This window comes from Helcobacillus massiliensis, assembly GCF_033106145.1.
GTDB classification, from domain to species: domain Bacteria; phylum Actinomycetota; class Actinomycetes; order Actinomycetales; family Dermabacteraceae; genus Helcobacillus; species Helcobacillus massiliensis.
This window is the reverse complement of sequence record NZ_CP136959.1, coordinates 913953-925751: the sequence shown is the minus strand read 5'-3', so window position 1 is coordinate 925751 and position 11799 is coordinate 913953. Positions and strand designations below refer to the sequence as shown.

Sequence of the window (11799 nt, the reverse complement as noted above, 5' to 3'; positions counted from 1 at the left end):
TTGTTCTAATGGCCGTATGAACCAGACTCTTGAAGCACCTGTCCTGAGCGCGGCCGACCGCTGTGACCGCTGCGGTGCGCAGGCGTTCGTGAAGTATGTTCTGCAGGCCGGCGGTGAGCTGACCTTCTGCGCTCACCACTCCCGCGCCAATGCGGAGGCGCTGACTCCGATCAGCAGCCAGGTCATCGACGAGACCGAGCGCCTGGACCCGGCACCGCCCTCGATCGAGGACTGAGCGGTTGCGCTGCCCCGTCGGCGGCGCCACTGATGTGACAACGGCCCCTTCCGTGCAGCGGAAGGGGCCGTTGTCTGTGCGCGCTGACGCGTGCTGTCAGCCGCTGAGTGCGGAGGGGTCCAGGCGGTACTGCACCCAGACGAGGTCGTCGCGCCGCGGGTGGGGTTCGGTGACGCCGGTCTGCTGGAAGCCCATCCGCTCGTAGAAGCGGATCGCCCGAGCGGCGCCGCTGGAGACGTCGAGCATCAGCACGGGCCGTCCCCGGTCGCGCGCGAGGTCGGCCGCCGCCTGCATCAGTCGGGTGCTGACGCCGCTGCCGCGCGCCGAGGGACTCACGTACATGCCGACGATGTTGACCGCGTCCGCAGGGAGGTCGTGCTCGTCGGTGTACGGCTCATCGAGCACGCCGACCTGCCCCACGACAGCGCCGGTCTCATCGAGCGCTTGGAGGAAGGTGCGCAGTTCGATGTCGCGTCGCCAGTCGGCGTCGGTGAGGGCGTCGGCTTCGGCGAGGGTCTCCCAGAACTCGTCGGGGGCGTCGACCAGCATCTCGCGGCGGAGCCGCCGGTGCGACTCCAGGTGCCGCTGGTCAACGACCCGCACAGCGGGTTCCATGGATCAGTCGAGGTAGTCGCGCAGCACCTGCGAACGGGAAGGGTGGCGCAGCTTCGACATGGTCTTCGACTCGATCTGGCGGATGCGCTCACGGGTCACCCCGTACACCTTGCCGATCTCATCCAGGGTCTTCGGCTGCCCGTCTTCGAGGCCGAAGCGCATCGCCACCACACCGGCTTCGCGCTCGGACAGCGTGTCCAGCACCGAGTGGAGCTGCTCCTGCAGGAGCGTGAAGGACACGGCATCGGCCGGGACCACGGCTTCGGAGTCCTCGATGAGGTCACCGAACTCGCTGTCGCCGTCCTCGCCGAGCGGGGTGTGCAGGGAGATCGGCTCACGGCCGTACTTCTGCACCTCGACCACGCGCTCCGGGGTCATGTCGAGCTCCTTGGCGAGCTCCTCGGGCAGCGGTTCGCGGCCGAGGTCCTGCAGCATCTGGCGCTGCACGCGGGCGAGCTTGTTGATGACCTCCACCATGTGCACGGGGATGCGGATGGTACGGGCCTGGTCGGCCATGGCGCGGGTGATGGCCTGACGGATCCACCACGTGGCGTAGGTGGAGAACTTGTAGCCCTTGGCGTAGTCGAACTTCTCAACAGCGCGGATCAGGCCGAGGTTGCCCTCCTGGATGAGGTCCAGGAACAGCATGCCGCGGCCGGTGTAGCGCTTGGCGAGGGACACCACGAGGCGGAGGTTCGCCTCGAGGAGGTGGTCCTTCGCGGCGCGGCCGTCCTCCACGATGAGGGCGAGTTCGCGGCCCGCCTTGGAGCGGCGGCCGGACTCGTTCTGCTTCAGCTTGTGCTCGGCGTACAGGCCCGCTTCGATGCGCTCAGCGAGCTCGACCTCCTGAGCGGCGTTCAGCAGCGCCACCTTGCCGATCTGCTTGAGGTAGTCCTTGATCGGGTCGGCGGTGGCGCCGGCGGTCACGACCTGCTGCGCCGGGGAGTCGTCCTCGGTGTTGCGGATGGCGAAGCCCTTGGAGCCGTCGTCCTCGTCGTCATCGGACTTCTTGGTGCCCTTGATCTTGGCGGCGCCGACGACGTCGTCATCCTTCTGCTCCGGCGGGGTGTCGTCATCCGAGTCATCGGCGTCCTCGGCGTCCTCGACGGCGTCAGCGTCCTCGTCGAGCTCCTCGTCCTCGAGGTCCTCCGGCTCGGCCACGTCCTCGTCGACGTCCTCGGACTTCTTCTTCGGCGTGGACGACGCGGCGGCGGACTTCTTCGGCGTGCTCGCCTTCTGCTCGGCCTTCTCCTCTGCGGATTCGCCGGCAGCGGCGGCCTTCTTCTTGCCGCGGGAGGCGGGGCGGCCGGTGATCTCGACGCCTTCGAGCTCTTCGAGCTTCCTGGAGAGGAAGGCGACGCGGTACGGGGACACCCCGAGGGAGCGCGCTGTGGCGCGGAGGTCTTCGTAGTCGACGGAGGCGGGCGAGCCCATCTCCTTCATGACCGTGGAGACGAGTTCCTTCACATCATCGGGGGTCTTCGTGGCGTCTGACACAGAGTTCCTTCGTTCTACGGCTCGGATTGCCATCGGCTCGGGCTGCGAACCGGTCCGCGCGGCGCGTCGACTGCGGCGGAGGGGCCGGCGCTGTGCGGGCGGGCGGCGCTGGTCTGGGGCCTTCGGTCGAGCATCGGCTCACCGAAGGGCTGCTCGGACTGTTGCGTCCAGCGTCCATTATAACGGGACATAGTCCTCAATCATTCCCGTGTCCAGAACGGCGTGACCCTCGCCTCAGAAGATTCGTTCTCGTCGGGCCGGCGGCGCGGGGCCAGCAGGCGGCGATCAGGCGGCGCTGACCTCGTCCGGCTTCACGACGAGCACGGGGCACGGGGCGCCGAGGATGAGTTTGCGCACAGCCTGCCCGAGGTTGAGCTTTCCGGTCAGGGACTTGCGGCGGAGCCCGACGATCAGGAGTTCGGCGCCGCGGCGCTCCGCGATCTCGTTGAGGCGATCGCCCACGTTGATGTCGGAGGATTCGTCGATGACCAGTTCGAGGGATTCGAGGTAGCGGCGGATCTCCGGGGAGAATCCAGCGGCGATCCGGTGCAGCGCGCGGGTCGCTTCGGCGCGTTCGGCATGAGTGAGTCCGTGGTCCGGGTGGTGGTACGCGTGGGAGATGATCACGAGATCGCTCTGGCGCTGATGCGCTTCCCGAACGGCTGCGCGCAGGGCGGCATCGCCCTGCTCACCAGGGGCGTACGCGGCGACGACTGCCATGGCGCTGCCTTTCGTCGAAGGGTCGTGGGCCCACGTTACCGCGCCGTCGCGCCCCCAGGGTGCGGTTTCGCCGACGGCCTCTCGCCGTCCGATCCATCGGCGTCCCGCAGCAGGTCCTCGACCCTGCGATTGAGGGGCGGCGAGTCGAGGAGGAACCCGTCGTGCCCTGCCGGCGAATCGATCACGAGCAGGTCTGCGTTCGGGATGTGCCGGGCGATCAGCTGGGAGTCGGTGACGGGGAACAGCCGGTCGGAGTCGACCGCGGCAACGAGAGTGCGGGCGGTGATGCGGCTGAGGGCGGTGGGGATGCCGCCGCGTCCGCGGCCGACGTTGTGCGTGCTCATGGCGCGGGCCAGAACGGTGTAGCTGCCGGCGTCGAATCGGCGAGCGAGCTTGTCGGCGTGGTGGTCGAGATAGCTCGTGACGCGGAATCGGCCGTCGCGGGTGCCGACGGGGTCCTCGTCCGCCTGCGGGCCGTTGCCGAAGCGGGTGTCGAGCTCGACCGCGGTGCGGTAGGTCGTATGGGCGATGCGGCGGGCGACACCGAGCGCTGCGGCCGGACCGCTGTCGGCATCGAGGTGATGGTAGTCGCCGCCGGCGAACCCGGGGTGCGCTTCGATCGCGGCGATCTGTGCGCTGTTCCAGGCGATGACGTCACCGCTCGCCCGGGCGGAGGTGGCGATGACGGCGAGGCGCTCCACATCGTCGGGGTGCGTGACGGCCCATTCGACGGCGCGCATGCCGCCCATCGATCCGCCGATGACGAGCGCCCATGCGTCGATGCCCAGGTGGTGCTGGAGGAGGCGCTCGGCGGCGACCTGGTCCCGGGTGGTGAGGTGGGGGAAGCGGGAGCCGTAGGGAGCGCCGTCGGGGGCCTGGCTGGCGGGACCGGTGCTGCCCTGGCAGCCGCCGAGGATGTTCGGCGCGATGACGAAGAATCGGTTCGTGTCGATCGGCCTGCCGGGCCCCACGAGGTGCGGCCACCAGCCGGCTGTGCGGTGCCCCGGCCCCGCGTCGCCGCAGACGTGCGAGTCGCCGGTGAGGGCGTGCAGGACGAGCACGGCGTTGGATGCGTCGGCGTTGAGCTCGCCCCAGGTTTCGTAGGCGAGGCGGACCGTCTCGAGGCGCTGCCGGTTCTCGAGGTCGAGTGCACCGAGGTCCGCGAATCGGCGGTTGCCGACAGGGTCTCCGGGCAGCCACGCGCCGGTCGGACGGGTGGCGCGGTCCTGCACTGCCGTCATCTGCATCCTTCCCTGGACGTGAGGTCTTCTCCGCCCGGACGCGAGGCGTCACAGCAGGCGGCTGCCGGTGCTGGAGCTCCGCACGAGTGCGCACGAATCGGCGTCGAGCCAGGGGTGGACGAGGAGTCCCTCCATCATCGGCTCGAGCAAGCCTGCCAGTCGGTGGTCGGGACAGGTGAGAAGAACAGATCCGACTTGTCTCGCCATGTCGCCGAGTCGGGTTGTCCACCAGTTGACGAGGGCATTGTGCAGAACGATCGTGGCCAAAGATTCGACCATTCGGTCCGGCATTTCGTCCGGCGGTGCCAGCTGCCAGAGGCGCCAGAGCTCCCCCAGCAGCACATCGACTGAACCACCAGGCAGGACGGCTTCGGTCGGCACAAAGTCGGGATCGGTGCAGATCGCGTGCAGCAGTGACTGCGGCGTGTGATCAGCATTCATTCCGCGATTCATCACGGCGGTGAAGAATGCATCGCTGAACGCGGAATCGGTCATTGCGTGGAGGAATTCGGTGAGGTGTTCATACAGCGACATGCGAGTGCCGTCGGCGGTGCGGACCTGCGCCTCGCGGCGCAACCAGCCGGGTCCGGTCGCCGCCAGATCCAGGAGGTCGCGGGCCTCCGCCGCCGGGTCCAGATCGGGTATGTCAGACCGAGCCTGGCGCTGCAGAGCGTCGATGAATCGGCTCAGCTGGTCGGGTGACAGTGCGGCCTCGTCCTCGGGCCTGAGGAACAGGGGCCGCCCGCGGGAGACCGCTTCGGCTGCGACAGCACTGTCGGCGAGGTCCCCGAACGGCACCGGGTCGCTGATGGGCCCGTCGGCCCCCACATCGATGCTGACGCGCCCGGAGATCAGCCAGGTGCGGACGCAGCCGACGAGCTCCCGATGCAGGGTGAGGGCGTCATGAGTGGAGGCGGCGAGATCAGCCAGTGAGAGGAGCTGCCCCGGGTCGTCGGCCAGGGGCGGCTCGCCGACGAGAAGAGGGTCGCCGTCGGCCGGGACAGTTCCGACGACGAGCACGCGCATAGCGCTGTACCCCTGTTCGAGGAGGGCGTGGACGTTCCGGGCGAGGACGGAGTGGTAGAAGCCGGGGTCACTCCAGCACTCGGCGCGGATCCGCATGATGGCGGCCAGATGTCCGTCGGAGTCGAACGGGAAGAGGATCACGCCGTGCTGCGGGATAGCGCCGTAGTGGGTGCTGACGGCGGCGAGGAGTTCGCGGGAGTCAGCGCCGTGGATGGTGATGGGATCATGGTGGTCGCCGGTGAAGGCGCTGCTGGGTGCGTTCGTCATGCCCGCCAGCCTGGCTCGTGCACGGGCCTGTCGCGAGGAGTCCGTGCGGTGTGGGGATGAGTGCGGGTGTGGATCATCAGTGCGCCGGGATCCTCTGGGATACTGGAAGCCCCCAAGGAAAGAGGTTCGCGTGCCCATCACCACCGCCGAGTCCGTCCGCACCCGTGTCGCCGCTGAGCTGGACCGCTTCATCGCCGAGCAGGCGGAGGCGCTCTCCCCGATCGCACCGGAGCTGCGGGACATCACCGACACTCTGACCGGCTTCTTCGCGGGTGGGAAGTTCCTGCGGCCCCTGTTCGTGGTGACCGGCGGCCTCGCCGTCCCCGCCGGCGACCTGGACGCGAGTACGGCGACGACCACCGGCGATGCGCCCGCCGACGCGATTCCAGCCGATCTCATCACCCTCGGCGCCGCTGTGGAGCTGATCCAGGCGGCGGCACTGATGCATGACGACGTCATCGACAACTCCCCCACTCGCCGCGGCCGACCCGCTGTGCACGAGGCCGCGGCGACGCGCCACCGGGCCGATGGGTTCGACGGCGACGCCCGCCATTTCGGGCTCGCCTCCGCGGTCATCATCGGCGATCTGGCGCTCTCGTGGGCGGAGCAGCTCGCGTCCTCGGTGCTGAGCGGTCCCCGGGCACGGGCCCAGTTCGATGCGCTGCGCACCGAGGTGATGGCGGGGCAGTACCTCGACATCCTCAACCAGATGGGCGGGTTCCGTTCGGCGGCCGCCATGCGGGAGGCGTCTCAACGAGTGACGCGGTGGAAGACCGTGCCGTACACCGTGCTGCGGCCGCTTCTGCTGGGGGCGGCTCAGCGCGGCGGGGACGATGACCTCCTCGCGGCGCTGGAGGGGACGGCAGTGCCGCTGGGGGCCGCGTTCCAGGTGCGGGACGATCTGCTGGGCGTGTTCGGCGATCAGGCCGTGATCGGCAAATCAGCCAGCAGCGACATCACCGAGGGCAAGCGCACCACCCTGCTCGCCCACGCCCTCGAGCAGGGCACCGACGAGCAGCGGGAGGTCCTGCAGCGCATCATCGGCAACGATGAGGCGAGCGCGGAGGATGTGGAGCAGGTGCGGGAGGTCTTCACTGCGACAGGGGCGCGGGAGCGCGCAGAGCGGGACGTCGCCGCCGGCGCCGCCGCCGCGTACACCGCGCTGCGCGAGCGGGTGGAACCGCTCGCCGACGGGACCGCCGTCCGGATGCTCAGCACTCTGATCGCTCAGGCGACCGGGTGTGAGGCCGACGGGTCTCAGAACGCGAGGGACTGAGCGCGTCGGCGGACTTCGCCGCGCTGTCCCTCACGGAGGCGGTCGATCGGACGGCCGGGCAGGGTCTCGTCTTCGGTGAAGAGCCACTCGATGATCTCGTCGTCCCGCAGCTCCTGGTCCTGCAGCAGGATGATGGTGCCCTTGAGGTTCTTGGTGACGCGGTCGCCGTCGAGGAACAGCGCCGGGGTGACCCGCACGTTGTCGTCGTTGCGGACGGTGATGAGCTCCCGCTCCTCCAGCAGGCGGTGCACGCGGGAGATGGACAGGTCCAGCTGCTCGGCGACGTCCGGCAGAGGCATCCACTCGCCGACGAGCGCGGTCAGGTCAGAGAAGGTCAGGTCGTTGTCGTTCACGCTGTCACTATATTTCACGGTGTCGATGCAGGGTTCGTGCGGACGGACTCTCTAGTCTGTGGGTGTGACGAGTGCGCCGAGTCCTTCCCCTGAGGCCGGCCTCATCCTCGACCAGCGCTACCGCGTGGACTCCAAGATCGCCCGCGGCGGCATGGCCACCGTGTTCCGCGGTTTCGATGAGCGCCTGGAACGCCCCATCGCGCTCAAAATCATGCACCCGCATCTGGCGGAGAACCCCGACTTCATCCGCCGCTTCGCCCGGGAGGCCCGCTCCGCGGCGCGCCTGACCCACCCGCATGTGGTCGGTGTGTTCGATCAGGGTGAGGACTTCGGCCACGTCTACCTGACGATGCAGCTGGTGGAGGGCGAGACCCTGCGCCAGGAGCTGCGTCGGGAGGGCCCGCTGACTCTGCGCCGTGCTCTGCGAGTGGGCCGGGACACGCTCGCCGCGATCGACGCCGCCCACCGGTCCGGCATCATTCACCGCGACATCAAACCGGAGAACGTCCTCGTCGCGGAGGACAAGGACGTCCTGGTCGCGGACTTCGGCCTCGCCCGCGCCATCGACTCCGCCACCGCCAGCGCCACCGGCACGCTGCTGGGCACCGTGGCGTATGTGAGCCCGGAGGTGGTGACGAAGGGCTTCTGCGATGCCCGCAGTGACCTCTACTCCTGGGGCATCCTCCTGTTCGAGATGCTGACCGGCCGTGTTCCGTTCACCGGTGAGTCCCCGGTGCATGTGGCGTATCAGCATGCGCATGAGGATGTGCCGGCGCCGTCCACGATCAACTCGGCGGTGCCGCCGTCGGTGGATTCGATCGTGACGTGGGCGTGCTCCCGGCTGCCGTCCTCGCGTCCGTCGCGCGCCGCCGCGCTGCTGGATGCGCTGGACGAGGTGATCGCACAGCTCAGCGATGCCCAGCTCGATGCTGCGCCTGCAGTCCACGATGAGGACTCCCCCACGCATGATCTGCCGCGGCTGACGCGCACGATCCCGTCGGCCGAGGAGCACTTCCCCGACCTGACGTCGACGCTGCCCGCCGCTGCCCCGGTCCCGTTCCCGATCGATCCGGATGACGACGCCGCCGCCGACCCCGGTGGCGACGGCGGCGCCGCTGCCACCGGATCCACTGCGGTGGAGCGCGACGAATCCGCGCGTGAACTCACCCTCGGTCCCCGCACCCAGACACACGGCCGACATCTGCACGGCCCGCTGCGCTCGGTCCCCGCCCGCATCGCAGCCCTCGCCCTCGCCCTCGCGGCCCTCGGAGCATGGGGCGTCGCCGGCAGCCAGTGGTACGCCTACGCCGGCCCCGGTGCGGAGCGGACCGTCCCCGTGCTCGCGGGCACTCCCCTGACCGACGCGGAGAACGTCCTGGCCGCCCAGAACATCGACACCCGGACCGTGGAGCAGTTCAGCGCGGAGGTGCCGAAGGGGCACATCATCAGCGTGGATCCCGCCGCCGGAGCCACCATCAAACGCGGCGACACCATCACCGTGGTGGTCTCCAAGGGCGAGGAGCTTTTCGCGGTCCCCGACGTCACCGGCAAGCCCGTGGAGGAGGCGACGGCCGCTCTGGATGACGCCGGCTTCACCGTGGTGGAGGACGACCCCGAGTTCGACGAGAAGGTGCCGAAGGGCACGGTCATCTCCCAGCAGCAGGACGGCGACGCCCTGCCGAAGGGCGCGGAGGTGCACGTCACGGTCTCGAAGGGCCGCGAGCCGATCGCCGTCCCCGTGGTGACGGGCGCCAGCCCGGACCAAGCGCGGACCCGCCTCGAAGCCGCCGGCCTCACGGTCAAGCAGACGGAGGCGTTCTCCTCAGCCCCGAAGGGCACGGTCGCCTCCCAGCAGCCGGCCGACGGGTCCCTCTTCCGCGGCGATGCCGTCACGATCGTTGTCTCGAAGGGGCCGGAGATGGTGAAGGTGCCCAACGTGTTCGAGAAGCCCGAAGCGGCCGCGAAGGCGGAGCTGGAGAAGGCCGGCTTCACCGTGTCGGTCGAGCACGACAAGGGTGAGCCGGTGTTCGGCAAGGTGTACAAACAGGACCAGGCCGCCGGCTCCGAAGCGGAGAAGGGCTCCACCATCACCATCCGGGTGTTCTGACCCGCCGCTCCGCCCGCAGCGCACAGGACGGCCCCGCCTCAGATCCTCGAGGCGGGGCCGCTGTGCATATGGTTCGACCGCGGTGAGCGGCAGGGGTCAGTCGCGCTTGGCGCGCTGCAGCATCTCCCCCACCAGGAACGCGAGCTCCAGGGACTGGGTGTGGTTCAGGCGCGGGTCCACCAGCGTCTCGTAGCGGCGGGTCAGGCCCTCTTCATCCAGTTCACCGGTACCGCCGAGCACCTCGGTGACGTCATCGCCGGTGAGCTCCATGTGCAGGCCGCCGGGGATCGTCCCAGCCTCCTGATGGGACTCGAAGAAGCCGCGCACCTCATCCATGATGTCCTCGAAGCGGCGGGTCTTGTAGCCGTTCGAAGAGGTGATCGTGTTGCCGTGCATCGGATCGGTCACCCAGGTGATGGGGGCCCCGTCGGCCTTGACCTCCTCCAGCAGCTTCGGCAGACGCTCACGGATCGTGGAGGCGCCCATGCGGGTGACGAACGTGAGGCGCCCCTCTTCGCGCTCGGGGTTCAGCAGGTCGATGAGGCGCTTGGCGTCGTCGGCAGTGGCGGTGGGGCCGAGCTTCACCCCGATGGGGTTGCGGACCTTCCGCAGGAAGTCGACATGGGCGCCGTCCAGCTGACGGGTGCGCTCACCGATCCACAGGAAGTGGCCGGAGCAGGCGTAGATCTCGCCGGTGCGGGAGTCCACGCGGGCGAGCGCCTCCTCGTAGTCGAGCAGCAGGGCCTCATGGGAGGCGTAGAGCTCCACCAGCTTCAGCGGTTCGAAGTCGACCCCGCAGGCCTCCATGAACTGGAGGGCCTGGCCGATCTCATCGGCGAGGCGCTCGTACTTCGTGTAGCCCTTGGAGCGGACGAAGCCGCGGTTCCAATCGTGCACCTGGCGCAGGTCGGCGAAGCCGCCGCCGGTGAAGGCGCGCATCAGGTTCAGGGACGACGCCGCGGTCGTGTACATCCGCCACAGCCGCTCCGGATCCGGGATGCGGGCCTCGGGGGTGAACTCGTAGCCGTTGACGGCATCACCGCGGTAGCTGGGCAGGGTGACGCCGTCGCGAGTCTCCTCATCGGAGGACCGGGGCTTCGCGAACTGGCCCGCCATACGGCCCATCTTGATGACGGGAGTGGACGCGGAGTACGTGAGGATCGCAGCCATCTGCAGAATGGTCTGGATCTTGTTCTTGATGCGGTCCGCGGTGGAGTCCTGGAAGGTCTCAGCGCAGTCACCGCCCTGCAGCAGGAACGCTTCACCACGGGATGCCGCCGCGAGGCGGGAGCGGACGAGGTCGACCTCGCCGGCGAAGACCAGCGGCGGGGCGGAGCGGAGGCGGTCGAAGACATCGCCGAGCTTCTGCTCATCCGGCCATGTGGGCTGCTGCACGCGCGGATACTCGCGCCATGCCGAAAGCTCCGTGAGGGCTTCGTTCTCGGCAGACAGTCCGAAGGCATGGCGGGTATTGGCGCTGAGCGGCGAATGAATAGTCACGCTGCGATCGTAGCGAGGCGCCCGGTCGGGGCAAATTCCGGGACCGGGCGTCCACCGTTCGGACACCCGGGCAGACTCCGCTCAGTCAGCCATGACGGCCGACGCCTTCCGCATCCGCGCACGGTGATCCACAGCGTACTCATCCACCTGCTCCTGACCGGTCATCGCCGCCAGGCGCGCCATCACCAGATCCGTCAGGGCGCGGATCTCCTCCTGCGAGGCGGGAGCACCTGATGCGCAGCCGACGGATGCCGGCATCCCGTCGGCCCCCTCCCCCGACTTCGGGGGATCCGACCGCTCGGCGCGCCGGTCGCCCGGCTGCTCAGCCTGCAGGGTCCCCATCGGCTCAGCATGCCGGTCCCCCACCTGCTCAGCCCGTAGGGCTTCCAGCTCGGTGCGCAGATCGATCGCCTCCCCCACCTCAATCCGGATGCGGGGCTGGAGGCGCGGGAAGACCGACCGGCCGTGACCGGCCTGGAACGCGCCGTGGATCGCGACCGGGTGGATCGGGGCGCCGCCGGCGAGAGCAACGCGCACCGCACCGGTCTTCCCCTTGAACAGTCGACCGTCCGGGCTGCGCGTCCCCTCCGGGTACACGCCGATCAGCTCGCCTTCGCGCAGCACCTCGGCAGCGCTGTCCAGGGTGCCGTTGGCGGTTCCGCCGCCGGAGCGGTTCACCGGGATCACGCACACGCTCAGCAGGAAACGTCGCGCCACCCAGCCGGCCGCACCGGGACGGGTGAACAGGGAGTCCTTCGCGAGGATGTGCACCGGTCGGCGCATCAGCGCCGGCAGCATCCACGTCTCCGCCACCGACGCATGGTTGGAGCACAGCACCGCGGCGTACCCGGCGGACAGGCGGTTCTCGCCGGTCAGGGACGCGCGCCACACACGGCGCGCCAGGACCGTCGCAACAGGCTTGGCAAGGCGGTAGATCAGCATGGGACCTCAGAATGGGAGCG

The 11799-nt window shown here is 69.2% G+C and carries 11 protein-coding genes; 3 read left to right on the top strand and 8 right to left on the bottom strand.

What is annotated here, in order from left to right; all coding sequences use genetic code 11:
* Window positions 1-16 precede the first annotated feature (16 nt).
* Window positions 17-235, top strand: a complete 219-nt coding sequence (locus R3I40_RS04295; protein WP_183374193.1) for a DUF7455 domain-containing protein — start codon at window positions 17-19, stop codon at window positions 233-235.
* Between the two features lie 96 nt (window positions 236-331).
* Here the strand turns inward: R3I40_RS04295 and R3I40_RS04290 are convergent, their stop codons facing one another.
* The 5 genes from R3I40_RS04290 to R3I40_RS04270 form a co-directional block, all read right to left on the bottom strand.
* The gene (locus R3I40_RS04290) at window positions 332-838 is read right to left on the bottom strand and encodes a GNAT family N-acetyltransferase (protein ID WP_183374191.1); all 507 of its coding nucleotides are present in this window, start codon (window positions 836-838) and stop codon (window positions 332-334) included.
* A 15-nt stretch (window positions 839-853) separates the two neighbouring features.
* Window positions 854-2293, bottom strand: a complete 1440-nt coding sequence (locus tag R3I40_RS04285) for an RNA polymerase sigma factor (RefSeq protein WP_375544804.1) — start codon at window positions 2291-2293, stop codon at window positions 854-856.
* Between the two features lie 339 nt (window positions 2294-2632).
* Window positions 2633-3067: a universal stress protein gene (locus tag R3I40_RS04280; RefSeq protein ID WP_183374189.1), complete on the bottom strand. Its 435-nt coding sequence runs from the start codon at window positions 3065-3067 to the stop codon at window positions 2633-2635.
* A gap of 35 nt (window positions 3068-3102) precedes the next feature.
* Window positions 3103-4308: a homoserine O-acetyltransferase MetX gene (gene metX, locus R3I40_RS04275; RefSeq protein WP_317700115.1), complete on the bottom strand. Its 1206-nt coding sequence runs from the start codon at window positions 4306-4308 to the stop codon at window positions 3103-3105.
* 48 nt (window positions 4309-4356) lie between these two features.
* A complete protein-coding gene (locus tag R3I40_RS04270) occupies window positions 4357-5601 on the bottom strand; it encodes a hypothetical protein (RefSeq protein WP_183374185.1) in 1245 nt (414 codons plus the stop codon).
* Window positions 5602-5731: 130 nt separating this feature from the next.
* Here R3I40_RS04270 and R3I40_RS04265 point away from each other — a divergent pair, with 130 nt between their 5' ends.
* Window positions 5732-6877 carry a polyprenyl synthetase family protein gene (locus tag R3I40_RS04265; protein ID WP_239374381.1) on the top strand — a complete coding sequence of 382 codons (1146 nt, stop codon included), beginning with the start codon at window positions 5732-5734 and terminating at the stop codon, window positions 6875-6877.
* Here R3I40_RS04265 and R3I40_RS04260 read toward each other — a convergent pair.
* Window positions 6859-7176: an Rv2175c family DNA-binding protein gene (locus tag R3I40_RS04260; RefSeq protein ID WP_183375300.1), complete on the bottom strand. Its 318-nt coding sequence runs from the start codon at window positions 7174-7176 to the stop codon at window positions 6859-6861. The two genes, R3I40_RS04265 and R3I40_RS04260, sit on opposite strands and share 19 nt — an antisense overlap.
* Before the next feature lie 118 nt (window positions 7177-7294).
* On the opposite strand from R3I40_RS04260, the gene pknB reads away from it, so the two are divergent.
* Window positions 7295-9337, top strand: coding sequence for a Stk1 family PASTA domain-containing Ser/Thr kinase (pknB, locus tag R3I40_RS04255; RefSeq protein ID WP_239374384.1), 2043 nt, complete (start codon window positions 7295-7297; stop codon window positions 9335-9337).
* A gap of 96 nt (window positions 9338-9433) precedes the next feature.
* Here the strand turns inward: pknB and R3I40_RS04250 are convergent, their stop codons facing one another.
* Complete coding sequence (locus R3I40_RS04250) at window positions 9434-10837, bottom strand: class II 3-deoxy-7-phosphoheptulonate synthase (protein WP_239374387.1); 1404 nt, start codon at window positions 10835-10837, stop codon at window positions 9434-9436.
* A gap of 81 nt (window positions 10838-10918) precedes the next feature.
* Window positions 10919-11779, bottom strand: a complete 861-nt coding sequence (locus R3I40_RS04245) for a lysophospholipid acyltransferase family protein (protein WP_239374390.1) — start codon at window positions 11777-11779, stop codon at window positions 10919-10921.
* Window positions 11780-11799 lie beyond the last annotated feature (20 nt).